The organism is Deinococcus rubellus, from assembly GCF_025244745.1.
In the GTDB taxonomy this organism is placed as follows: Bacteria; Deinococcota; Deinococci; order Deinococcales; family Deinococcaceae; genus Deinococcus; species Deinococcus rubellus.
In genome coordinates this window covers 1,011,278-1,034,311 of record NZ_CP104213.1, presented here as the reverse complement: position 1 = coordinate 1,034,311, position 23,034 = coordinate 1,011,278, and the positions used below count along the sequence as shown (strand labels likewise).

Here is a 23,034-nt window from a genome sequence, read left to right as displayed (position 1 = left end):
CAGTCTAGGAGCGTGGGGCTGCCGGGTGTGTCGGGAAGCAGACGGTTGAGCGCGCTCACTGACCGGGCTGCTCGATCACGTTGGGGAACTCCCTGACGGGCCGGATCGGCAGCAGCCCCGGCAGATCGAGCTTGAAGCTGAGCGCCGCCTGGTTGCCGAGTTGCAGGCTGTAGACCCCAGCGACGTACCGGTTGACGCCCGCCACGCCCCCGACCTTGAGGCGCTCCAGATCGGCCAGGGCCAGCCAGGCACCGCGCTGGGGGCCGCTGCCCAGCCAGTGCAGCGGCAGGGTACTGGTGTCCTTGCCCCGCTGCACCGTGACACTGCGCGGCGTCTGCACCATGACGCTGGCCCCCAGTGCGCCCAGCACTTCCGGCAGCGGCACAACGATCTGGCCGTGATCGGCTATGGCCCGCGCACCCGCTGCCTGGGCCAGCGCGTCGGGATCGGGAGCGGGCGGCGGCTTGACGGCGACGGGTGTGGACGGTTTGACTGGAGCAGTCACGGGCGGGGTCGGCGCTTGGACAGGCGACTGGGCGACTGGTTGTTGAGCGGCTGGGGACTGTGCAACGGGCGGCTTGACCGCAGGGGACTGTCCAGCAGGGGATTGTCCAGCGGGTGCCTGGGCCACCACCGCCTGCTGAGCGGCCACCGCCAGCGCTTTCAGGGCGGCGGGGCGCTTGAGGACCGTCAGGCGGGCGGCCTCCGTCTCGCTGAGGCGGCGGCCCGCGCCCGAGGCAATACTGCGGTAGTAGGTCCAGGGGCCGTCAGCCAGCGGCGCGAGGCCCGATACCGCGCTGAGCTGGCCACTGGCGGTGGCAAAGTACAGCGTTCCGGCTGGGCTGGCATTCACGCTGGTGTCCATCCGCTCGCCCACCTTGAGGGTCCACAGCGCCTGACCATTCGGGCCGATGGCGTGGAGGTTGCCGCCCATATCGCCCACCAGCAGCGTGCCGCCTGCGAGTTCGGCGACCGGGGCCGCCACCGCCGCGCCCGCCGGATACACCCAGGCGTCCTTGCCCTCGGTGCTCAGGGCATAGACGTTACCGTCGTAGCTGCCCACCACCACCAGGTTCTGCGAGGTGATGATCGGGCTGGCATTCACGAACGAGGCGGTGGCCCGCGACCACCTCAGCTCGCCACCGGGGGTCAGGCTATAGATTTTCTTGTCGCCAGAGCCGAAATACAGGTTACCCGCCGCGTCCAGCGCAGGGCTGCTGAACACCGTGCCGCCGGTACGGAAGCGCCAGCTCAACTGACCGTCTGCTGTCAGGGCCACGACCTGGTTGCCCTGGGTACCGAACACGACGCTGCCGTCCGGGGTGATGACCGGCGAACTGAAGACCGGCGCGCCGACCTTGTACTTCCAGAGCTGGCCACCCTGGGCGTTCAGGGCATACACCGTGCCGCCGCTGCTGGCCACAATGATGCTGCCGTCACTACGCAGGGTGGGCGAGGCGTAGAGGTCACCGTCGAGGCGCACGCTCCAGAGCTTCTGGCCTTTCGGGTCAATGGCATAGACGGTGTCGTCGTAGGCCACTGCCAGCGTCACGTCCTGCATCGTGATGACCGGCGCAGCACGGCCAATGTCGCCGAGCGCGAAGGCCCACAACTCCTTGCCAGTGCTGTCAAAGCGGTGCAGCTTGGCGTCCGAGCCGATCAGAAGCACGTCGCCGTTGTCGGCCACGCTCAGCGCACCGAGGGCCTTGACATTTCTGGACCAGCTCAGGGTCGGCGCGGCGGCCTGGGCGGCAGGCAGCGCGGCGGCAGCGATCAGCAGCGATGAGAACAGCAGCACGCGGGGTGCAAAACGGGTCAGCAACAAAATGGATTCTCCTTTACATTCTCTTAAAGCAGCCGCCTCACACATGGCAAATCGTAGACGCCCGCACACTAGCGTCTTAAGATGGGCATTGATATGAAAAAGATTCTCATCTTGACCGCTTTTGCTCTGGCTGGTCTGGCCGCCGCGCAAGATACCACCACCGACACCATGACCGGCAACGCCCCGATGACGGCGGCCGACCACTTCACCCGCGCCAGCGAGCTGGCCGTGCAGGCCGACGTGGCCTACCCCGCCGCCTTCTATGACCGCACCCTCTGGAAAGCGGCTGTGGATCAGGCCTACACCGCCTCGACCCTGAGCACGGACCGCGCCTACGGCGCTTACCTGGCGCAGCTCTACACCAAGACCCAGTGGTGGATCAACGCCTACAACGGCTGGTCGAACCTCAACGACCTGAGCGACACCGAGAAGCAGTGGGCCTCGCTGAGTGCGGCCAAGCTGGCCTACATCGCCCTGCAACGCGGTGACCGCGACAGCGCCATGACCTACGCGCAGGCTGGGATGGCCTGGGCCGACTCGCAGAGCCTGCAAGACATCATGAAGCGCTTGCAGTAAGCGCCACCGCACGAAGATACCCAAACGAACAGAAGCCGCCCGAATCATCCGGGCGGCCCATTTTATTTGGCCTGTTTTATTTGAAGGTTACTTGAGGCTGCTCAGGCGCAGCTTGGTGTATTTGCCGTCCTGAATGAACCCGGCCAGTACGTCGGCGTCCATGTGGCCCTGGGCCGTCACGCTCTTGAGGCTGTAGACGGTCTTGTTGCGCGGCAGCGAAGTGGCCGCCTGGCCCAGCTTGGCGCGAATCGCCATTGGGTCGTCGGTGGTTCCAGCCAGTTCCATCGCCTTGGCGACCACGTTCATGCCCATGTAGTTGAGGGCCGCCTCGCTGGTGGGAATTTTCTTGTAGAGGCGCTGGTACTGGGCACTGAAGACCTGGGTGCCGGGGAATTCAGCCACCGGCATCACCCCGACCGAGCCGTTGAGGTACGAGATGGGGATGATGCTGCCCATCTGCTCAAACTTGGCCTGATCCATCACGATGAAGCCGCCCTTGAAGCCCTGTTCGCGGGCCGCTTTGATGACCAGCGCAGTGGGCTGCGACGGCCCGCCGATAAACAGCACATCGGGCTTCTCCGAGAGCGCTTTGGTGACAGCGCTGGAGTAGTCCACGGTGGTGCCGTAATCCACGCCGTTGTTGGTGCCGATGGTGCCGCCCTGCTTTTTCCACTCTGCCGACACCACGTCGCCCCAGGCTTTGCCGTAAGCCGAGGTCGTGCCGACCATGCCCAGCTTCTTGCCGAAGGTGGTCATTTCCTTTTTCACGAACGGCGCGACGTACACGTCGTAGCGCGGCGGCAGCATGAAGGTGAGCGGGTTGTTGGCCTCCAGGATCTTGGGTTCGGAGGAGTAGGCCACCAGCAAGAACTGCGGATCGCGGGTGTTGAGGGCCTGCGCCACCTGAATACCACCGGCGTGCGGCACGACAATCACGTCAATCCCCTGTGAGGTCAGGCGCTTGACGTTGGTGCCGGTCTCGTTGGGCAGGTACTTGTCGTCAAGAGCCGCCAGCTTGAAGGTGACCTTCTCGCCCTTGACCGTGATGCCGCCCGCCTTGTTGATCTCATCAATCGCCATGTCCAGACCCGACTGCACGTCCTTGCCGTAGAATGCTGCGCCGCCGGAAAGGGGGCCACTGTAACCGATGCTGACCACCTTATCGGCCAGAGCCGCGCCGAGCAGGGAGAAACCGAGGAGCGCGAGGGTGGTGGAGCGAAGTCGCTGATTCATAAGGAACCTCCAAAGAAAAAACTCACCCGCCGCTCCCAGAAACCCTGAACAGAAAACGGCGATATTGAACGATGTGGGTGAGTCATGGTGGCACGCGCGCCGCACCCTGTCAAATCACCAGGTTACGGAAGCTCGACACCGTGCTAGACGGAATTTTTTTGTTGCACAATAAGGGAGACGGGGTTCCTGCTCAGTCACCGTTTTCGTGGGCCGTCTCAAGCGCTCGCAATTCGGCGGCAATCTGCGCAGCCACCACCGCATTGTTCTTGACCAGGGCGATATTGGCCGTCAGGCTGCGGCCCCCGGTGATCTCCACGATGCGGCCCAGCAGGTACGGGGTAGTGTCTTTCCCCTTGATGCCCTGCGCGGCCATATCGGCGAGGGCCTGCTCAATGACCGGGTCAATCTCGGCACGGCCGATCTCAGCTTCCTGAGGAATGGGATTGGCGATCAGCGCGCCGCCCGCCGTCCGGCCCGGCAGGGACAGCGACCACTGGGCGAAGAGGGCGCGGGCCACTGCCAGAGCGCTCTCGGCCACCAGCGGCGCGGCGAAGCCCGACTCGCGGCTGTAGAAGGCGGGGAACCCAGCCGCGCCGAAGCCGATGACCGGCACGCCCTGGGTCTCCAGGTATTCCAGCGTCAGACTGATGTCGAGAATGCTCTTGACCCCGGCGCTGACCACCGCGACGGGCGTGCGGGCCAGTTCCATCAGGTCGGCACTGATGTCGAAGGTCTGCCCGGCCCCCCGGTGCACCCCCCCGGTGCCGCCGGTGGCAAACACCCGGATACCTGCCAGCGCCGCAATCCGCATGGTGGTGGCGACGGTGGTCGCACCGTGTCCGCCTGTCGCCACCGTCATGGGCAGATCGCGCACGCTGATCTTCTGCACGGACTTGTCGGTGCCGAGGATTTCGAGTTCGTCATCACTCAGGCCCGCCTTGAGCCGCCCACCGATCACGGCGATGGTGGCGGGCACGGCCCCGGCCAGGCGAATCAGGCTTTCGACCTCGCGGGCCGTCTCGACGTTTTGCGGGTAAGGCATACCGTGACTGATGATGGTGCTTTCCAGGGCCACCAGCGGGCGGCGGTCCTGAATGGCCTGGGCCACTTCGGGCGCAAAATCGAGCAGGGGATGAGACATGCTGCCCAGGGTAACGGGTTTGCGGGACCGAGAGGCTAGAAGGCTGAGGAGAGCAAAAGCACGGGGCGGCCCCACTCAGCCAGCAGCCGTTCCGACGACAGGTCAGCGCGCACCGCCCCCAGCGCTTCGATGGTCAGGGCGGCGCAGAGATGGGCCTGTCTGAGCGCGTCGGGCCAGCCCTGGCCGTACCAGCGGGCGGCGATCAGCCCGGCGAGCAGGGCGTCTCCGGCCCCGGTCACGTCGAGCACCTGCGCCTGCCGGGCGGGCGTGTGAATGGGAAGCCCCTCCCCCACCAGCCAGCTGCCGCGCTGGCCGAGGGTGATCAGCACGAAGTCAGCCCCGCGCTGCCGGAGTTGCTGGGCTGCATCCAGGAGGGCAGCGTCGTCAGCCGCAGTCAGGTTCTGTTCCGTCAGTGCGGCGAGTTCGGCCCGGTCTGGGCTGAGCAGCCACACCGGACGCGCAGGTGAGAGCAGCGGGCGCAGTCGCCCAGCTTTGGGCGCGCTGACCGGCTCCAGCACACTGGGCACGCCGCGCCGGGCCGCCTCGTCCAGCAGCCGGGCCACCACCTCGGGCGGCAGGTTGGCGTCCACAATCAGGGCGCTGGCGGTGTCCAGATGCCCGGCCCAGCGCTGCGCCTCAGCGTCCGTCAGGGCAGCGGTCAGGGCCATGCTGCTCAGCCCCGCGTGAAGTTCACCGTCCTCAGTCAGCACCGCCAGATAGCTGCCGCTGGGGCCCGCCCGCCGCAGCACCCCTGACACGTCCACCCCGCTGGCGGCGGTCAGGTTCAGCAGACTCTCGCCGAAGGCGTCGTCGCCCACCACCCCCAGCAGCCGGGTGGGCACGCCGAGCTGAGCCAGATTCTGGGCCAGGTTGCGGCCCACCCCGCCGGGCGAGAAGGTCGTGTGGGCGGGGTTGCTGGTGCCCAGCCGCAGCGGCGCGGGCAGGCGACTGAGAATGTCGGTGTTGAGGCCGCCTGCCACCACCACCGGCCCCGACTTCATTGCCTGTCTCCTAACATCATCTGTCTCATATTCTGCGCGGCAGCCACCGCCGCACAATACAGGGATGAAGCTGCCCGACGCCCTTGCCCGTGAGATCATCAGCTCGCACCAGCAGCGCCCGCGCAATGTCGGCACGCTGCCGGACGCTGCCCACGCCGAGCGCCAGAATCCCGGCTGCGGCGATCAGATCACGGTCTGGGTGCAGCTCAGCGGCGAACACCTCCGGCTGAGCTTTGAGGGCAAAGGCTGCGCCATCTCACAGGCCAGCGCCAGCCTCATGACCGAGCGTCTCGGCGGCCTGACCCGTCAGGAAGCGGCAGACGTGGCTGCGCAGTTCCGGGCGATGGTGCAGGGTGAGCCGCCCGCCGAGACGCTGGGCGAACTGGCAGCCCTGGCAGGCGTCAGCAAGCTGCTGGCCCGCCGCCGCTGCGCCCTGCTGGCCTGGGACGCGCTGCAAGAAGCACTGGACTGAGTCGGTTGAGTCTAGAACCAAACACGCTCAGACCTACACTTCCCTCCCCTATTTCGTAAATAGCAGAATTGAGCTACACTGGAACCATGTCGCAGTCCGAGAACACCGACGCCGCCCTGCGGCCCAAGACCCTGGCCGAATACGTGGGGCAGGTCAAGCTCAAAGACAAGCTGAGCGTCTATCTCCAGGCTGCCAGGGGCCGCCGCGAGGCGCTCGACCATACCCTGCTGTTCGGGCCGCCGGGTCTGGGCAAAACCACCCTGGCGCACATTATCGCTTATGAGCTCGGCGTCAATATCCGGGTCACGTCCGGCCCGGCCATCGAGAAACCCGGTGACCTGGCTGCCATTCTGACCAACAGTCTGGAAGAGGGCGACGTGCTGTTTATCGACGAGATTCACCGCCTGGGCCGCGTCGCCGAGGAGCACCTCTATCCGGCGATGGAGGACTACAAACTCGACATCGTGCTGGGGCAGGGACCGGCGGCGCGCACCATCGAGCTGCCGCTGCCGCGCTTTACCCTGGTCGGCGCGACCACCCGCCCCGGTCTGATCAGCGCGCCGATGCGCAGCCGCTTCGGGATCATGGAGCATCTGGAGTACTACACGCCGCAGGAAATCGCCATCAACCTGCTGCGCGACGCCCGGCTGTTGGGCTTCGGACTGGAAGAGGAAGCGGCCCTGGAAATCGGCGCACGCTCACGCGGCACCATGCGGATCGCCAAGAGACTGCTGCGGCGGGTGCGCGACTACGCCGAGGTGGCGGGCGAGAAGGTCATCGGCCTGGAGCGCACCTTCAGCGCCCTCGACAAGCTCGGCCTCGACGCGGCAGGCCTGGATGACCGCGACAAGAAGTACCTGGAGACCCTGATTCACCGCTTCGCAGGCGGCCCAGTGGGCGTGGACACCCTGGCCACCGCCATCAGCGAGGATGGACTGACCCTGGAAGACGTGTACGAGCCGTACCTGATCCAGCTCGGCTTCATCAAGCGCACGCCCAGGGGCCGGGTCGCCACCGCGCACGCCTATCAGCACCTGGGCCTGCCCATCTCGGGCCACCCGGACGACGAGCTGCCACTGTTTATCAACTAAATTGAACCAATAAAACGGGCCGCCTCGGTTAAGAAGCGGCCCGTTTTATTGTGAAGATCAGGCGCTGGGAATCTTGATGACCTGCCCCGCCTGAATAGCGTCAGGGTCGGAGATGTTATTGAAGTGAGCGATGTCCTTATAGCGCATGGCGTCTCCGAAATACTTCTCGGCGATGGCGCTGAGAGTATCGCCCGACTTGATGGTGTAAGTGGCGTCACCACTCTTCTCGTCGCGGTCCTTGTGCATTTCCTTGGCCTGAGCGACCACCTTGAGGCCGCTCACGTCCACGCCCGCCACGCCCGCCACGCCGCGCGCGACCTGCTCGGCCAGACGCTGCTCATGGTCGCTGTCCACCGCGCCGCGCAGAATGACGCTCTTGCCGCTTTGCAGCACGTCGATCGGGTCGTCGGCGAGTTCGCCGTTGCTGCGGATGGCATGGTAGACCGCCTTGGCGATCTTGCTGCTTTCCACGGCCTGGGCGATGGCGTCGTCGGCGCTTGTACTGGCCGGGCTGGGAACAGGATCACTCTGCATCACGCTGCCGCCCTGCGAGCCGGTCTCGGTGACGCTGCTGGCATCGTCTTGCGAGCCACCGACCTCAACGCTGGGTGTGGGCGCACTGACCTGCACCTCGGCGGGTGCCTGGGCCACCAGCCCACTGATATCCACGTTCTTGACGCCGTTGATGCCTTCGGCGATCACCGTGACAAGCTGGCCGTAGCGGTCATTGGGCACCATGCCCGCCACCGTGACGTTGCCGCCGCTTTCGCTGACCTGCAAGCCCAGGTCCTTGAGCTGCGGCTGAGCGTTGAGGGCTTCCTTAACACGGTCTGCTGTCGATTTTCCAAAGGGCCACATGTGTTCAAGGGTACCGCCCCGGCAGCTCAAAATGTAAGCAAATTACTTTTAATGAAGGATTTGTCGAGGCGCTCCTCATCTCACCGGGTTCAGGGCACGATGAAATCCAGAAGACTCCTTCTGGTGAAATATGCGACTTGCTTCTCATCTGATAACCATTCTGCCTTGTTCTGAAGGAGCGAGTCGGCAGCTAGAAACCACGACTGCAGCCAGCAACAGATGAGAAAAGTCAGGATTTTCCGGACATTCTGAAAAAAGGAGCTTGCCATTCTGCCCAAGGCATAATACAATCGACAAAGTTATGACGTATGCCCTTCAGACTGCGGCCCGCCAGCACATCGAAAGTCGGTTCCGGGCCGCCATTGATCGCGATATCAGCGGGGTGGCCGCCGACGAGTGCCTGCGGCGCGAACTGATGACGCCCGACGGCACCCCGGCGGCGCGGCTGTGCCTGGGCAGCCACCCCGCTGTGGCCGACCTGCTGTTCCGTCGGCTGGCCTTCGACTGGGACACGGTGGTCTATGTCTATGACGGCACGCGCGGCGAGCAGTCGCGCTACCTCAAGGCCAAGCTCGACCTCACGGTGGCGCTGGCCGAGAGCGGCGACGAGCTGACGGCCGCCGTCGAGCATCGCCTGGACGCAGCACACCAGGCGCTGGAACAATTGTGGCGGGCGTGGGCCGGGTATCAGGCGACCACCACCGACGATCTGGCGCAGGCGGTGGACGAGTTCGGGGGAGTGGGCTAACTGGGAAAGAAGTTCAGCTTCACAGCCCGAAGCGCCCGTAGATGTGGTCCACCTCGCGCAGATACCAGGCCAGATCGAAGGCCTCACCGAGTTCCTGGTCACTCAGCGGGTTCTCGGGGTCGGCGGCCAGCAGCTCGCGCAGGCCCTCGCCAGTTTCCCAGCTCCGCAGGGCACTACGCTGCACGATCTCGTAGGCGGCCTCGCGGGAGAGCTGCTTGTCGTCGATCAAGAGGTGCAGCACCCGCTGGCTGAAGACCAGCCCGCCCAGATCATTGAGGTTTTTCAGCATCCGGTCGGGGAACACCACCAGGTCCTCCAGCACCCCGGCCAGGCGGCGGGTGGCGTAACTGGCGAGCGCGGTGGCGTCCGGCAGAATGACGCGCTCGGCGCTCGAATGGCTGATGTCGCGCTCGTGCCACAGCGGCACATTCTCCAGCGCCGTCACCAGGTAGCCGCGCAGCAGCCGGGCCATGCCGGTCACGTTCTCGGTCAGGATCGGGTTTTTCTTGTGGGGCATGGACGAGCTGCCTTTCTGGCCCTTGCCGAACGGCTCCATCGCCTCGCGCACTTCCGAGCGCTGAAGGTGACGGATTTCCACTGAGATCTTTTCCAGGGTGGTGCCGAAAATCGCCAGGGCCGACAGCACCTCGGCGTGGCGGTCACGGGCCAGCGTCTGGTTGGTGACCGGGGCGGGCTGCCAGCCCCAGGCCGCCGCCACCTGTTCTTCCACCTGCGGGCTGACGTGGGCGTAGGTGCCCACCGAGCCGGAGAGCATCACCACCCGCACCCGTCCACGGGCCGCACTCAGGCGCTCCAGATCGCGGTCCAGGGTGGTCATCCAGTTGAGAAACTTGAGGCCGAAGGTCATCGGCTCGGCGTGAATGCCGTGGGTGCGGCCAATCGTGGGCGTGTGTTTGTAGGTCACGGCCTGGGCGCGGCAGACAGCCCGCAGTGCCTCGGCGTCAGCCATGACGGTGGTCAGCGCCTCGTCGAGCAGCAGGTTCTGGGCGGTGTCTACCACGTCGGTGCTGGTCAGACCGTGGTGAATGAAGCGGGCCGGGTCGCCGTAGCGTTCGGTCAGGGCGGTGGTAAAGGCCACGATGTCGTGGCGGGTCACGCTCTCGATCTCGGCCACCCGCACGGCGAAGGCTTCGTCGAGCGGGTCGGCCTCACTCAGCGGCAGCAAATCTTGGTAAGCGCTGGGCGGCACCTCGCCGATCTCAGCCTGCACCCTGAGGGCGCTCAGCTCGACCTTGAGCCAGGCCCGGTAACGGCTGGCCTCGCTCCACAACTCTTTCATGTCGGGGGTCAGGTAACGGTCAATCATCAGTGCTCAGCCTACACGTTGAACCCGGCCCCAGCAGGTCTAAGTACGTCTTTGACACCATTTCAGGCTTTCGCGTCTTGGGCAGAGCGGCTTCTTGACCAAGACAGCGCCGATGACGATGCTTGGTCGCAGCTATCGGACCTGCCCGCAAAAAGAGCTCCATCCCTATCGTCGTGAGCAGCACCTGTATCGGGCCATTCCTCCCCTTGAGGACGCCACTCCTCCACTCTCGCCACGACGTACTTTCTTCATGACTCGCTGTGCTCGGTGAAACTCAAACTTTCCAAGGAGATACTCAATACTCAGGCCCTGGCCGCCTCGTTGACGCCCACCCACAACACCCTGACGCCCGGCACCTTGAGGGCATCAGACGGCAACAGGGCGTTCCAGGCTGCATTGAACGGCACCGCGTCGGGCAGCCCCAGCGTCCGCTGCAAGTCGTTCTGGTAATCCGAGCAGTAGCTGGCATTGGGCGCGCCGCTGAGGCTATACATCTGGCCCTTGAGCTGCTGCACCCTGGTTTCCAGCGCCGCGAACTGGGCGGGCCGCACGCCCACGTCCAGCACGATCACGGCGTAGCGGGGCAGCAACGAGTCGGTGGGGCGCGTTCCCGCCACCTGGGTAATGCCCGGCTGATCGGCCATCTGGCCCGGCCCCAGCTTACGGGCCAGGTGCGAGCACGGTCCCCAGAAGTTGGTGAGGCTGGTGGTGCGCCAGCAGGGCAGCAGCAGACTCCCCTCCGGCGCGCGCGCCAGCGCCTCGGGAATGCTCACGAGTTTGTCCGCAGGCACCAGGCCACTTTCCAGCAGATCGGCGGGCCGGAGTTCGCTCCCCGCCGGGGCTACCCGGAAATCGAGGGTGCGCGGCAAGATGGCCGGGAGACGCAGGCAGCTGGAGAGTAGAAGTCCCAGGAGCGGCAGGGCGAGCAGGCGGGCAGCGGGCATGGCTCAGTCTGGGGGCAGGCCCGTCAGGGGAAAGTGAAGCCGTGCGCCGTCTCTGCCTCGCCGCCTACTTTTCAGTGGTGGGGCAGCGGCGGCTACACTGAGCGGCATGACCCTGCCGCCCACCGCTTTCTCCCCCGCCGACCTGACCACCTTTCTGGATACGGCCACCACCGCCGCCCTGGCCGCCGGGGCGATTCAGCTTGCCCGCACCGACCTGCTGCACGAGGTGCGCGCCAAGTCCACCTTCAGCGACCTGGTAACCGAGGTGGACGCACTGTGCGAGGCCGAGATCCGGCGCATCATCCTGGCCGCCTACCCGGCGCACGCGGTGCTGGGCGAGGAGGAGGGCCAGGCCGGGGAAGGCGAATACCTGTGGATCGTCGATCCACTGGACGGCACCGTCAACTACGCGCGCGGCTACCCGGTCTACTGCGCCTCGGTGGCGCTGGAAGTGCGCGGCGTGCGGGTGGTGGGAGCCGTCTACGACCCGAGTCGGCGCGAACTGTTCACCGCCTCACTGGGCAGTGGGGCTTTTCTCAACGGCGCGCGCATCCAGCCCTCCACCACCCCCCGGCTGCAAAGCCCAGCGCTGATCTCCACTGGATTCCCCTACAGCGTGGCCGACGACGCCAGCAACCTGACTTACCTGGGCAAGCTGCTGGCCCTGGGCGTACCGGTACGGCGGCCCGGCGCGGCAGCACTCGATCTGTGCAACGTGGCCTGCGGGCGCATGGACGGCTACTGGGAACTGGGCCTCAAGCGGTGGGACTCGGCGGCAGGCAGCCTGATCATCGAGGAGGCGGGCGGCGTCGTCAGTGATATGGACGGCTTGCCGACCCCCTACGGCCCGGGCATCGTGGCGGCCAATCCTGCTCTGCACCCCGAACTGCTCACGGTGCTGAGCGGTGGGGTCCTGGGGAGCAGTGTGAGGGGCAGCCCAGACCAGCCTCGGTGAACAACCGCGTCGTGGGCCTGATGGTGGCCCTGCTGGTGCTGCTCAACGTGGGCGGCGTCATCGTGGTGATGCTGAGCCTGGGGCGCGGCGACTGGCGTGGGCTGGGCACCCTGGCCTGGGTGCTGGGGCTGGACCTGGCCGGGTTCTGGCTGCTGCGCCAGCTCAGAAAATAGCCAGTTAGGGCAGTTGCGGAAACTGCTGGGGCGTAACGCCCAGGGCGACCAGCACCAGCGCCGCCACGAAGCCCGCGCAGATGAGCGCGATCAAGAGCATGGCCCCGCCCAGCAGCACGCTCAGCGCCGATTTGAGCAGGGTCAGGCGCTGCGCGGCGGCCAGCGACTGCACCAGCAGCAGCAGCGTCCAGCCGCTGAGCAGCAGACTCAGACTGCTCAGCAGCGCTGCGCCCACCGATTCCCCGTTCATCAGCGGGGCAAGCAGGTAGGAGACGATGACTGGCAAGCTGCTCCAGGCCGCCGCCAGCCGCGAGGCCCGCAGGCTGCCCTGGCCGCCCAGAAGCCGGGCCGCGCCCTGCAACATCAGTGGCCAGCCCAGCGCTTGCAAGGTTCCCAGCACCAGCCCGCTGATAACCGCCACATTCAGCACGTTGGTGCCCGCCGGGAGAAGCTGGGCCAGCGCTTCGCGGACCTGCGGTGCAAGCGATGAGAGCAGCCCCGCACCGAGCAGCAGTGGCCGTGCCCAGGTGTCGCCCTGGCCGAACTGGAGCATGTTGAGCAGGGTGGGGGCCGGGGCCGTCCACATGCGCTGCCAGGGATTGACCGGACCGGAGGACGGCGCGGGAGCAGAGGGAGAAACGGGCATCCGGATATTTTGACACGGCCCACCGCCCGGCCAACGTCAGGGGCTGCCGACCCGCTGTGCGGCGCTGAGCGGCGAGGCTACCCCCGCAAAACGCAGCGACCCGGCCAGCGGCCCCGCCAGCGTTCGCAGCGCAGCGGGCGACAGCACCGCGTCCTGAAAGGCCTGAACCAGCGGGTGCCGACTGGCCTGCATCGTCGCCACGCTGCCGATCCAGCGCCACAGTGGGGTGGGCAGCGAATAGGCTTGTAGGCCCGGCGGCAGCGGCCACACCACCGAGCTGGTCAGCACCGTGAAGCCGTGTCCCTCGGCCACCATCCCCAGCGCCACCTGCGCGTCTTTGAGGCGCACAGCGGGCGCGGGCGGACGCGAATGAAGGGCGATGTGGGCCGCGATATAAGGCGCGCAGTCTTCCTCGCAGACGATGTAGGCGGCGCGGTGAAAGGCGTTCCAGGTCTTCAGGCGCAGTTGCCCGGCGGCGGCGACGATCAGGTACTCGTCGGCAAACAGCGGCTGGCTGCACAGATCGGGGCGCATCGGCAGGCGGCCCAGCCCCAGGTCGGCCTCGCCAGAAGCCACCATCCGCTCGATATCGTCGTGCTCACCGCTGGTGTCGTGCAAGATGACCTGCGCCTGCGGGTAGCGGCGCTGAAAGCCGCCCAGGGCCGGGGTCAGGAAATGCCGGATGACGCTGCGGCACGACACGACATGGAGCGGCCCCGAGAGCACCCCGGACGACCCGCCTCCTGCCGGGTCTCCTGCCAGCGTCATGCCCCGCAGTGCGGCGGCAGCGAGGCGGGCCTGCTCCAACACCCGCCGCCCAGCGGGAGTCAGGAACGCGCCGTGACGGCCCCGTTCAAAGAGGCGCACGCCGAGTTCCTTTTCCGCCGCCTGCACCGCCTGGCTGACAGTGGACTGCGCCACACCCAGCCGCAGGGCCGCCTCACTGAAGCTGCCGGTGTCGGCCACCCCGATCAGCGCGGCCAGATGGCTGCTGCCCAGCGCAGGCAAGCGCCCCGGCAAGGGTCCGGCTCTGGCTTCGGGCGCGGGCAGACCCAACCGCAGCATGCCTGGCCCAGACGCGGTATCGGGCACGGCACCAGGCCCGGACAGCGAAACAACTTGGAGGTCAACGCTCACCACCTCAGTCTAGTGCCCGGCGTCCATAGACAGAACCGATATAACCCCACTCCTCGCATCGGCCCCGTGCTTTGTTTCTCTGGAGAAAGCGGGCCAGAATGGCTGCAGGACCCATTTGCAACTCTCCGCACCAAAAGGAAGGCCCCATGCGCCAAGACCGCCGACCCGATGACCACCCCTCAGACACTGGCCGCCAACATCTCCAACGCGGTCCGCTTCCCGGCCTGACCGCCTGGCTCCTGGTGAAGCTGAGCGGGGCGCTGCTCACCGGCCTGCTGCTCTCTGCGGCGCTGGCAGGCGGAGCCGCTGGACCGCCGCTACCCAGGGCCGCTGCCCTTTCTGCGCCTGCAAATCTGACCCAGCCGGTGCGCGAACTGCAACTCGCCGCCACCCCGGACGGCAGCCTGGTGCTGGCGGCACTCAGCGACTCGGGCGAGTTTTTCAGCGGGCGCGGCTGGTTCACGGGCCGCAACCTGACGGCCTGGAGCTACGGCAGCGGCGCGTGGCAGCAACTCGGCGGGGTGCTCAACTACGACGTGCCGCGCCCCGCCTCCACCCTCAACCTGGCACTCGACGAGCAGGGTCAGCCGCTGCTGGTCTGGAACGAGAACTACGGCGACAACGATGTGGTGGTGATGCGGGCCTTCCTGGGCGGCGCGTGGACCAACTGGCACATTCGCTACCTGGGCGACGACCTGCCCTATGCCGCCCGCACCAGGGCCGTGGCCATGCACAGTGGAGAGCCGCAGATCGCCTGGGGCGAGTACCTCCGCAAGCCGTATGGCAGCCGCCTGACCGTGCGCAACTGGGACGGGAAAACGTCGTGGGTACGCAGCCCAGCCTTCAACGACATCAATGCCTTCTCGCGCACGCCCGCGCTGGTGCTGAACGCTGAAGGGCAACCCACGGTGGCGTGGCTACAAGGCGAGGTGCTGGGTAGTAACGTCTACGCCTCACGCTGGACCGGCACGGGCTGGCAGGCGCTGGGGGCTTCGCTCAACCGCCATCCCAACAGCTACGTGGCCTCCACCCAGATGGTTATGGACAATAGAGGACACCCCAGCGTCGCCTGGCTGGAAGACCTGGGCGGGCAGGACACCCTCTACGCCTCGCACTGGAACGGCCAGCAGTGGCAGGCGCTGGGCGGCCCTGTCAACCAGCATTTCGCCTCGGCCCCCAGCCTGGCCCTCAGCCCTGACGGTCATCCGGTGCTGGCCTGGGTGGAGGAGCGCGGCGGTCTCGGTCAGATCCGGCTCGCCCGCTGGACGGGCGCGGCGTGGCAAGATTTCGGGGTGCAGAACCTCAGTGCCCGCAAAGACGCCCGCTCGCCCACCGTGGCAGTAAAACCGGACGGCACGCTGGCGCTGGCCTGGCGCGAGGATGTGAACGGGATTTATCAGGTGCAGGTACGTCAGTTCGGGCCGTGAGTCGGTAAGCCAGTCAACTGAAGTCCAGATCAATTGCCCTTTTTATGCAAGCCTGTATCGCCGATTTCAAACTTCGCCGGATCGATCTTAAAATTGATCAGTAACTTGCTGACATAATCTTTGACCGCGTCCATCGTGTATCCCTTGGCTCCTGCCCTGGCCTGAGTCACGTCGTTGTCTTCAAAAGCGGCCATCCACATCAGCGATTCGGCGGCTTTTTGCTTCCTGGCATCGGTCAATTTGACGACCTCAGGCGAGTTGCTGTAGGCCACCTGAAGCTGCTTGAGCAACGCGTTGTTCTGGATGTCCGTATTGAGCTGACCATCGTTCATGATCTGAAACGAAACGGCCACCCACAGCGCGGTGGCGGTTGCCAGGCTGTTCATCTTGTAGCCCTTGGGTTCAAGTTGCGCCCCCCAGAGCTTGACCACATCGGCCTTGTCAAACGCGGCTCGGAGTTGCTTTTCTTTGTCAGGCGTCATCATCCCCCTGGCCTGACCCTGTTTGACCAGTTCATTGATGAATAGGGTTCTGGTATCGCTGCTGACCCTGGCCGACGGCGTGTACTCAAAGGCTTTCAGGGTGACCGGGCCGTTTGCTGGTGCGTTGACTGCCTTGGCTGCCGCCGCGCCGATGGTACTGGTGTCCACGCTGGAAAACAGGCTGGCAAAACTATCGTCCGCCGAAGCAATGGAGGCGAGCAGCAACAGGGTGCTGAGGACAGCAGACAGCAAAAACTTGTTCATGGTTGCACCTTTCACCTTTCATGAATGCCTTCAAGGGACGCACATCAATCTTTACTTGTCTACCGCATAGCGGTTGCCCAGCAGATAGAACGCACCCCCATTCGGATCTAGAAGAAACGAGTAGCGCAGCTTGAGACCCGTATTGAAGCTCAGCACGATGCTGTAGCCACTCAGCGTGTACGTTCCGGCATTGGGATTTTGACCCTTAAACACAGCAGTGGTGAAATTCCCCATCCCACTCACAGCCAGATAACTGTCTTTGGAGAAGCTGAACTTACCGTCTTTGCTCAGAATCAGGCGCTGGGTTCCACTCGCGGAACTGCCGCCGCTGAAATTGCTCCACGAATAACTGTAACTGCCGTCCAGCCACACATTTTTCATGGGCGTAATCGGCACGTACACGCTGTCGCCCCAGACCAGTTCGCCATTGGAACGCTTCTGGAAGAACAGGGTTTTCGGCTCCTTGCCTCTATTCAAGGTCACAGTCTGCCCTTTGATCTGGTAGGTGCCGCACTTCTGGAGTGGCCCGCCCGGCAGCCCAACCCGGCTGCAATCCAGCGTGTCAAAGCCCCAGCGCCAGCCATCCGAGACATAGCCTGTTTTGCTCAGGTACAGCGGGCTGTCTCCCAGATAGACCCCGGAGAGGCCGCCCGAACCTGCTGGAGGCGGCGCGGCCTTCACGGCTCTTGGTTGCAGGTACGTTTCGGCGTTCTCGGCGATCTGCATCATCTGGGTGGGCGTCTTGCGGGCATTGACCCCCCGACGTGAACACTCGATCTTGGTGGTGGAAAATCCGCCGTCCTCGGCGTTGAGGACGATCACCGGATTCCCGCTCTTGCCGATCACGTAATAGGTCGGGCGATCTGTGGTCTCTATATAATCGTAGGATTTGGGATCTATTTTGCCCGTGTACTGGGTATAGTCACCCGTTTGCCAGTCAATCTGATTGAGTCTGGCATCCTGATTATAATACATGGCATAGCGCCCCATCGTTTTCGGCCAATCCAGAATGTTGCTGGGCAAAGAGATTGTCGACTTGGTTTCGTAAGAATACTCGCCATTTTCAAACAAGTCCATACTTCCCCAGTCTTCCTGGGTGTCTTTCCAACCGAATTGTTTCTTATCGGCTTCACTATTGTAATTTTTATACTTCGTACAGCCGTATGTACCAGGTTCGAGTTTGAATGCACCCTGGGGAGGCGCAGACGCAGTTGGGTTTGCCGCAGTGGGCTTGGCCGTCATCAGCGATAGCATCTGGGAAATTTCAGTCTTGTACTTCTGACCAACCTGCGTAGCCGGGTTCTTGAGCAGAGCCGGAAATTCACCACAGAACTTGGTTTCCTGGCCTGCTGCTGAGGCCCGAATCTGCCCCAGAATAGAAGTTTTCACTTTATCCAGCGCTGCCTGAACATTGGGCTGCTTCTGCACAAAGAACCTGGTTATCTGTTCGATCTGCGTGATGTTGTTTGCCGCCTTCCAGGTGTCCAACGCGGCGGTGCTGGCGGCTTTGCTGGCGGGCACGGCATTATCACAGAACCCCTTCTCCGTCGCCACATAGCTCACCACAAGAAACACTTTGGTGAAATTGCCAGAGATGAGCACAGGATCTGGAGTGTTCTGGGCCTGAGCAAACGATGTTGCGGCCAGCAGCAAACTGGAGGTGCAGCGCATTGCCTTCATGGAAGTCGCTCCCTGTAAGGCAACCTGAGCCGATGTCGACTCATCGCCCGTTCGCTGTATTGAAGCCGGATATAGGTCGCACCAACATCAATCGGCGAAAAGTTGACCCGCAGCAAAACGCTCCACGTTGAAGTCACCGCAGTTTGCAAATCACGAAACATAGACAGCCTCCTGTCTGGGATTGATGTTTCACTCTCTGACCGGACGGCTTTGATCTTAAGCCTCGACGCAAGGCCTGTCCAGAAAGTGGTGCATCCAGGCGCAGACGTACCTCAGCAAGCCAGCTTCCAGCACAGGATTTCGGCAGCCTGTTTCTCTCCTCTTCATCCGACTGCTAAGCTCCCCCAATGTCTCCTACGCCGCCCGAAGAGTGGTTCCAGATTCCCACCCTGAGCGGTGAGGTCGTGCGGCTGGAAGCCCTCACCACCGCCCACGCCGCTGGCATCACCCGCCACGCCACACCTGAAACAGTGGCCTTTCTGTCGCGTGGCGGGCCAGCCGAGAACACGCCGCAGGAGTGGGCCGCTTACATCGAGCACCTCAATGCCCTGCCCAACCGCCTCAATTTCGCGGTGCTGGTCGGCAGTGAAGTGGCGGGCCGAATCAGTTACAGCGAAGTCAGGCCCGCTGATCTGTGGGTGGAGATCGGCACCATGCTGACCCCACCGTTTCAGGGCACGGCGGCCAATCCGGGGGCCAAATTGCTGCTGCTCACGCGGGCCTTCGAGGTACTGGGCGCAAACCGGGTCCACTTCAAGGTGGATGAGCGCAACGCCCGCAGTTTGAGGGCGCTTGAGAAACTCGGAGCCGTGCGGGAAGGCACCCTACGCCAGTATCAGATGCGGCCCGACGGCTACGCCCGCGACAGCGTGATGTTCAGCATTCTGCGCAGCGAGTGGCCAGATGTGCGGGCGGGGCTCACCAAACATCTAGAAGCGCTCACGCCGCAGCCGTTAAGCTAGAGCCATGCGCCTTTCGATTGCCCGTCTGCTGACCTCCTGCGCCCTGCTCAGCGGCGCGGCGTTCGCTCTCACACCGCCGACAGGCTGGGTGCAGGCTGGCCCCAACTTCTGGCGCGATACCAGCGGCGCGTGCGTGCTGCGCGAGCAGGCGTATCCGCAGGACTTCGCGCCGATTCAGAGTCAGCAAGACGCCCTGAGCCTCGGTAACAAGCTGCAAAAGACCCTCGCCAAGGAGGGCATGACCAGTCTCAGCATGCAGCCGGTGTCGCAGCAGAGCGACTGGAGCGTACTGCTGGCCTACACCTACACCCAGAGCGGCGTGAAGTACCAGATCGCCCAGCTTTACCTGTCGCAGGGCGGCAAGCTGCACACCATCAGCGGCAGCAACGCCGAGGGCGAGGCCAGCCCCTGCGTGGGCGTGATGCGGAATTTTCTGAAGGGAAAGTAACCCAGAAGGTGAGTTGATCGGCAAGGGGGCTACGCCGAGCCTCTAAGCTGGACCGAGATGCCACCCCGCGCCTTGCCTGCACCCACCCGCGCCGCTGACGCCCTGCGCGATCTGGCGCTGGATCTCGGCTTCGACGTGGCGGGCTGGGCCTCCGGGCAGGTGCCGAGGGATGCCTGGCACAACTACGGCGAGTGGCTGGCCAGCGGAAGGCAAGCGGGCATGACCTACCTGGAAACCGGCGCGTGGCGGCGGGCCGACCTCTCCGCGTCGCTGCGAGCCGCGCCGCGCGTGGGCCGGGTGCTGGCGCTGGGTATCAGCCACGCCTTCGGGGAGATGACGGTGCCTGCGGGCGGTCTGCGGGCCGGGCGGGTGGCCCGCTACGCCTGGACGCCGGATTACCACGCCCAGATCGAGCCGCTGCTGGCCCGGCTGGTGAGTGAGGCCGCCTCGCTGGGCCTCCGGGCGCGCGGCTACGTTGATCACGGCCCCATCATGGAGCGCGATCTGGGCGGGCGGGCTTTTCTGGGCTGGCACGCCAAGTCGGGAATGCTGGTCAGCACCGAGCTGGGCGCGTTCGTGACGCTGGCCGCCGTGCTCACCGATTTACCCGACGAGCCGGACGGCCCGGTTCACCCTGACCGCTGCGGCACATGTATGCGCTGCGTTTCGGCCTGCCCCACCGGGGCGATTGACGCTGACCGGGCTATCGACGCCCGCAAGTGCGTGTCGTACTTGACCATTGAGCACCGGGGGCCAGTGGACTGGGCGATGCGCCCCGGCATCGGGGAGTGGTTGCTGGGCTGCGACGTGTGCTGCGCGGTGTGTCCCTGGAGCGTGAAGGCGGGAGCGCTGGCCCGGAGTCTCAATCCCGACCCAGAGCTGGCCCACCCCGATCTGCTGGGCTTCTTCGGCGTCTCGGAGCGCGAATTTCTGCGGCGCTACGGCCATGCTGCCCACGCCCGCCCGCGCCGCAAGGGCATGGCCCGCAACGCCGTCACGCTGGCCGGGAACCTCCGAGAAGACCGGCTGCGCCCCGTCCTTGATCTGGCGCTCAGCGATCCGGTCTGGGAAGTCCGCGAGGCCGCCGCCTACGCCCTGCGGTGTTGGGAAGACCGCCCAGGGCTGGACCGCTTGCGCCGCGACCCACATCCCGAAGTCCGGGCCGGGGCCGAACGCGGACTGGCCGAACTGGGTTAGAACGGGGCAATTGCGAGCCGCCGGGCCAACCGCCTGCACCCGACCCACTAGAATGCCCCACGTGCGCCTCGCCTTTATCGCTGACATTCACGGCAATCAGGACGCTCTGGAAGCGGTGCTCGGTGATCTTCAGGAGCAGGGGGCCGAGCGGCTCTACGTCAACGGCGACGTGGTCAACCGGGGGCCGGACAGCGTGCAGGCCCTGGAAACGCTGCTGGCCCTGACGCCGCAGCCGACCTTTGTGCTGGGCAACCACGACGACCTGATGCGGCTGTGGCTGACCCGCGACGGTGCGCTGCCCGGCGACTGGTTCGAGGACCCCTTCTGGGCCGCCACCGCCTGGAGCGCTGGGCAGCTCGATCAGGCCGGGCTGCTTGACGCCATCCTGAGCTGGCCGCTGACGCAGCGCCTGCGCTGGGGCGGGCTGCCCACCATCGAGCTGGCGCACGGCACCGCCGCCCATTACCGCGAGAGCCTCAGCCCCCACACCCCCGAGAGCCGCCTCACCGAGCTGCTCGACGAATCGGGCGCGGGCCTGCTGATCGGCTCGCACACCCACAAACCGATGGTGCGGGCGGTGGAGGGCGGGCGGCTGGTCCTCAATACCGGCGCAGTGGGCGCACCCTTCAATGAGGACCCACGCGCCCAGTATCTGCTGCTCGACAGTGCCCAGGGCCGCTGGGAAGCCACCTTGCGCGCCGTGCCGTATGACCGCTCGGGGGTGCTTGCCCGCTTCGAAAGCAGCGGCCTACTCGACAGGGGCGGCGTGAGCGCCGAGATCTTCCGCGAGGAAGTGAGGCTGGCCCGCAGCCTGTACACGCCCTACTGGATGTGGACCGAGGACGCCGGAAAACCCCGCACGCCGGAAACCTGGGGCCAGTTTCGGGCCGAGTTTCCCGAACGCTTCATGTAAGGGCGCTCAGGAGTTCCTGTAGGCGACGGGAACCGATAAACACCTGCTGGCCGCCCACGAGTTCGAGCTGAACGCCCGCCGTGCCGTCTACCAGATAAACGCGCTTGTTGCCGGGCGCGAGGCGAAAGCCCCAGCCACCGTATTCTGCAAATGGATCGCTGGTTCTGACCGACGCCCGCAAAATCTGCGCTCTGGGCACCCTGCGGCGCGGCAGCAGCCCGAAGGCGAGGCGCACGCCCTGAGCATCCACTTCCGTTTTCAGCGAGGTCAGCAGCAGCAGGGCGGGCAGGGCCACGCCGACGCCGAGCCACAGCAGCAGCGTCACCACATTTGAAACGGGCCGGGTGCCCACGGGCAGCCCCAGGACGAGTTGCATGAACGCCAGTACCCAGAACAGCAGGGCGAAGGGAACGATCAGCCACACCGCCGGATTGCGCCGGAGCGGCTGGAGTTCTCTGAAGACGGTTCGGTTCACGCGCTCCTGCACGCTCACTCCTTTATTCCAGCACGTAGCGCAATCCTTCCTCGAAGCCCACCTTGGCCCACTCCCCCCTACTCAGCACCACGTTGCGCCGCCAGGGCATCCACTCGGTCTGTCCGGTTACCGACCGTAGGAATCCGCGTAGGCCGATCTCGATGCGGGTCGCGTCACCACTCTCCAGCAGGGCGCGGAGCTGCTCAGATGCCAGCCCGCGCTCCACCTGCCCAGTGACGCGCGCGCCGCGCACTTCCTCGGTGCCGTACGGCTCGACGTGAGCGCTGAAACCGCGCAGTAAACTCCGCACCTCCCCAGCAGGGCGCGGACGGCTGAGCGTGATGTGGGCGTCGAACTCGAAGCCCCGCACCCCTTTGGAGGGCGGCTCAGTGCTCAAGCGCCAACCTCCACAATACCAGTCTCGGGCGTGCCAGCCTCGAGCATGCTGAGGCCCACGTCCAGCAGCTTGCGGTGGTGGCGAACGTGATAAGCCGCCATCCGGAGCCAGTCGAGCGCCGTCAGCTCGCCCATCGCGCCATGCCAGAATTTGCGCTCGGAACCGTCCTGTGCCCGCAACGCCGCACTTTGCAGAGCGGATAGCGAAGCCGTGTAGCGCGGTTCCAGTTCCGTCCAGGCCTGTCCCCCGCCGGGCACGGTGCCGGGGGGAGCCTGGCGGCGGCCCTGCGCGTCAGGTTCAATCACCTGCTGCGGCGTGGGCCTCAGCGGCTTGTCGGAGAGCAGCAACGCGGCCACCTTGGCACTGCCCTCGCTCACTAGGATGGTGTGCTCGACTTCCTGCGCGGGCGTCCAAGTGCGCTCCGGCAACTGGGTGTGCCAGTGCGGCTGGGCGCGGGCCACCACCGCCGTGAATAGGCTGGACTCGTGCTCCAGGCGCTCGGACACTTCCGCAGGCGTCTTGCCGAAAGCCCGCAGCCAGGCGAGGCGCTGATCGTATTCGGTCTGGGTCATGCGGGCAGTCTAGAGCAGTTCACCGCTGCCAGACTTACTTCTGGGGCCGTCACCCCTGGTCGCGGGCCGCGCGCTTGGCCGCATACATCC

At 65.3% G+C, this 23,034-nt stretch carries 25 protein-coding genes; 11 read left to right on the top strand and 14 right to left on the bottom strand.

The genetic code is table 11. The annotated features are described in order from the left end of the window. Nucleotides 1–55: 55 nt before the first annotated feature. The gene (locus tag N0D28_RS05455) at nucleotides 56–1,825 is read right to left on the bottom strand and encodes an outer membrane protein assembly factor BamB family protein (protein ID WP_260561363.1); all 1,770 of its coding nucleotides are present in this window, start codon (nucleotides 1,823–1,825) and stop codon (nucleotides 56–58) included. A 93-nt stretch (nucleotides 1,826–1,918) separates the two neighbouring features. On the opposite strand from N0D28_RS05455, the gene N0D28_RS05450 reads away from it, so the two are divergent. Next, nucleotides 1,919–2,401, top strand: coding sequence for a hypothetical protein (locus N0D28_RS05450; protein ID WP_260561362.1), 483 nt, complete (start codon nucleotides 1,919–1,921; stop codon nucleotides 2,399–2,401). A gap of 87 nt (nucleotides 2,402–2,488) precedes the next feature. On the opposite strand, the gene N0D28_RS05445 is transcribed toward N0D28_RS05450, so the two are convergent. From N0D28_RS05445 to N0D28_RS05435, 3 genes are all read right to left on the bottom strand, one after another. Next, entirely contained in the window at nucleotides 2,489–3,634 is a 1,146-nt protein-coding gene (locus N0D28_RS05445; RefSeq protein WP_260561361.1) for an ABC transporter substrate-binding protein, read from the bottom strand. A 190-nt stretch (nucleotides 3,635–3,824) separates the two neighbouring features. After that, a complete protein-coding gene (locus N0D28_RS05440; RefSeq protein WP_260561360.1) occupies nucleotides 3,825–4,775 on the bottom strand; it encodes a pseudouridine-5'-phosphate glycosidase in 951 nt (316 codons plus the stop codon). A 35-nt stretch (nucleotides 4,776–4,810) separates the two neighbouring features. Next, nucleotides 4,811–5,776 (bottom strand): carbohydrate kinase family protein, encoded by a 966-nt coding sequence (locus tag N0D28_RS05435; protein ID WP_260561359.1) that lies wholly within the window; start codon nucleotides 5,774–5,776, stop codon nucleotides 4,811–4,813. A 64-nt stretch (nucleotides 5,777–5,840) separates the two neighbouring features. On the opposite strand from N0D28_RS05435, the gene sufU reads away from it, so the two are divergent. Next, a complete protein-coding gene (sufU, locus tag N0D28_RS05430) occupies nucleotides 5,841–6,248 on the top strand; it encodes a Fe-S cluster assembly sulfur transfer protein SufU (protein WP_260561358.1) in 408 nt (135 codons plus the stop codon). Nucleotides 6,249–6,334: 86 nt separating this feature from the next. Next, nucleotides 6,335–7,339, top strand: coding sequence for a Holliday junction branch migration DNA helicase RuvB (gene ruvB, locus N0D28_RS05425; protein ID WP_260561357.1), 1,005 nt, complete (start codon nucleotides 6,335–6,337; stop codon nucleotides 7,337–7,339). Between the two features lie 57 nt (nucleotides 7,340–7,396). On the opposite strand, the gene N0D28_RS05420 is transcribed toward ruvB, so the two are convergent. Beyond that, the gene (locus tag N0D28_RS05420; RefSeq protein WP_260561356.1) at nucleotides 7,397–8,197 is read right to left on the bottom strand and encodes a BON domain-containing protein; all 801 of its coding nucleotides are present in this window, start codon (nucleotides 8,195–8,197) and stop codon (nucleotides 7,397–7,399) included. Between the two features lie 301 nt (nucleotides 8,198–8,498). On the opposite strand from N0D28_RS05420, the gene N0D28_RS05415 reads away from it, so the two are divergent. Beyond that, nucleotides 8,499–8,945: a hypothetical protein gene (locus tag N0D28_RS05415; protein ID WP_260561355.1), complete on the top strand. Its 447-nt coding sequence runs from the start codon at nucleotides 8,499–8,501 to the stop codon at nucleotides 8,943–8,945. A 19-nt stretch (nucleotides 8,946–8,964) separates the two neighbouring features. Here N0D28_RS05415 and purB read toward each other — a convergent pair whose 3' ends face one another. Next, a complete protein-coding gene (purB, locus tag N0D28_RS05410) occupies nucleotides 8,965–10,272 on the bottom strand; it encodes an adenylosuccinate lyase (protein WP_260561354.1) in 1,308 nt (435 codons plus the stop codon). Between the two features lie 302 nt (nucleotides 10,273–10,574). After that, on the bottom strand, nucleotides 10,575–11,216 hold the full coding sequence (locus N0D28_RS05405; protein ID WP_260561353.1) for a hypothetical protein: 642 nt from the start codon (nucleotides 11,214–11,216) through the stop codon (nucleotides 10,575–10,577). A 106-nt stretch (nucleotides 11,217–11,322) separates the two neighbouring features. Here N0D28_RS05405 and N0D28_RS05400 point away from each other — a divergent pair, with 106 nt between their 5' ends. Together N0D28_RS05400 and N0D28_RS05395 are read left to right on the top strand one after the other, a co-directional pair. Then, on the top strand, nucleotides 11,323–12,171 hold the full coding sequence (locus tag N0D28_RS05400; protein WP_260561352.1) for an inositol monophosphatase family protein: 849 nt from the start codon (nucleotides 11,323–11,325) through the stop codon (nucleotides 12,169–12,171). Then, nucleotides 12,168–12,344, top strand: coding sequence for a hypothetical protein (locus tag N0D28_RS05395; RefSeq protein WP_260561351.1), 177 nt, complete (start codon nucleotides 12,168–12,170; stop codon nucleotides 12,342–12,344). Before N0D28_RS05400 ends, N0D28_RS05395 begins: the two co-directional genes overlap by 4 nt. A 4-nt stretch (nucleotides 12,345–12,348) precedes the next feature. On the opposite strand, the gene N0D28_RS05390 is transcribed toward N0D28_RS05395, so the two are convergent. Both N0D28_RS05390 and N0D28_RS05385 read right to left on the bottom strand, forming a co-directional pair. Next, nucleotides 12,349–12,990, bottom strand: coding sequence for a hypothetical protein (locus tag N0D28_RS05390; RefSeq protein ID WP_260561350.1), 642 nt, complete (start codon nucleotides 12,988–12,990; stop codon nucleotides 12,349–12,351). Between the two features lie 36 nt (nucleotides 12,991–13,026). Further along, nucleotides 13,027–14,127: a LysR family transcriptional regulator gene (locus N0D28_RS05385; RefSeq protein ID WP_260561349.1), complete on the bottom strand. Its 1,101-nt coding sequence runs from the start codon at nucleotides 14,125–14,127 to the stop codon at nucleotides 13,027–13,029. 146 nt (nucleotides 14,128–14,273) lie between these two features. Here N0D28_RS05385 and N0D28_RS05380 point away from each other — a divergent pair, with 146 nt between their 5' ends. Then, nucleotides 14,274–15,554 (top strand): hypothetical protein, encoded by a 1,281-nt coding sequence (locus N0D28_RS05380; protein ID WP_260561348.1) that lies wholly within the window; start codon nucleotides 14,274–14,276, stop codon nucleotides 15,552–15,554. A 29-nt stretch (nucleotides 15,555–15,583) separates the two neighbouring features. Here the strand turns inward: N0D28_RS05380 and N0D28_RS05375 are convergent, their stop codons facing one another. Then, nucleotides 15,584–16,300 (bottom strand): DUF6683 family protein, encoded by a 717-nt coding sequence (locus N0D28_RS05375; protein ID WP_260561347.1) that lies wholly within the window; start codon nucleotides 16,298–16,300, stop codon nucleotides 15,584–15,586. Between the two features lie 51 nt (nucleotides 16,301–16,351). Continuing rightward, on the bottom strand, nucleotides 16,352–17,980 hold the full coding sequence (locus N0D28_RS05370; RefSeq protein ID WP_260561346.1) for a hypothetical protein: 1,629 nt from the start codon (nucleotides 17,978–17,980) through the stop codon (nucleotides 16,352–16,354). A gap of 347 nt (nucleotides 17,981–18,327) precedes the next feature. On the opposite strand from N0D28_RS05370, the gene N0D28_RS05365 reads away from it, so the two are divergent. Genes N0D28_RS05365 through N0D28_RS05350 form a run of 4 tightly spaced genes read left to right on the top strand, consistent with a single transcriptional unit; the run spans nucleotide 18,328 to nucleotide 21,500 of the window. Next, nucleotides 18,328–18,942: a GNAT family N-acetyltransferase gene (locus N0D28_RS05365; RefSeq protein WP_260561345.1), complete on the top strand. Its 615-nt coding sequence runs from the start codon at nucleotides 18,328–18,330 to the stop codon at nucleotides 18,940–18,942. Between the two features lie 4 nt (nucleotides 18,943–18,946). Beyond that, nucleotides 18,947–19,390 carry a hypothetical protein gene (locus N0D28_RS05360; protein WP_260561344.1) on the top strand — a complete coding sequence of 148 codons (444 nt, stop codon included), beginning with the start codon at nucleotides 18,947–18,949 and terminating at the stop codon, nucleotides 19,388–19,390. A gap of 57 nt (nucleotides 19,391–19,447) precedes the next feature. Then, nucleotides 19,448–20,587, top strand: a complete 1,140-nt coding sequence (gene queG, locus N0D28_RS05355) for a tRNA epoxyqueuosine(34) reductase QueG (protein ID WP_260561343.1) — start codon at nucleotides 19,448–19,450, stop codon at nucleotides 20,585–20,587. Between the two features lie 52 nt (nucleotides 20,588–20,639). After that, entirely contained in the window at nucleotides 20,640–21,500 is an 861-nt protein-coding gene (locus N0D28_RS05350) for a metallophosphoesterase family protein (protein WP_260561342.1), read from the top strand. Here the strand turns inward: N0D28_RS05350 and N0D28_RS05345 are convergent. From N0D28_RS05345 to N0D28_RS05335, 3 genes are read right to left on the bottom strand one after another with little or no spacing between them, the layout of a single operon-like run. Next, complete coding sequence (locus tag N0D28_RS05345) at nucleotides 21,493–21,975, bottom strand: DUF6141 family protein (RefSeq protein ID WP_260561341.1); 483 nt, start codon at nucleotides 21,973–21,975, stop codon at nucleotides 21,493–21,495. The two genes, N0D28_RS05350 and N0D28_RS05345, sit on opposite strands and share 8 nt — an antisense overlap. A 22-nt stretch (nucleotides 21,976–21,997) precedes the next feature. Next, nucleotides 21,998–22,372 (bottom strand): hypothetical protein, encoded by a 375-nt coding sequence (locus N0D28_RS05340; protein ID WP_260561340.1) that lies wholly within the window; start codon nucleotides 22,370–22,372, stop codon nucleotides 21,998–22,000. Continuing rightward, nucleotides 22,369–22,944 (bottom strand): DinB family protein, encoded by a 576-nt coding sequence (locus N0D28_RS05335; protein ID WP_260561339.1) that lies wholly within the window; start codon nucleotides 22,942–22,944, stop codon nucleotides 22,369–22,371. The genes N0D28_RS05340 and N0D28_RS05335 overlap by 4 nt, the downstream gene beginning before the upstream one ends. Nucleotides 22,945–23,034: the final 90 nt, after the last annotated feature.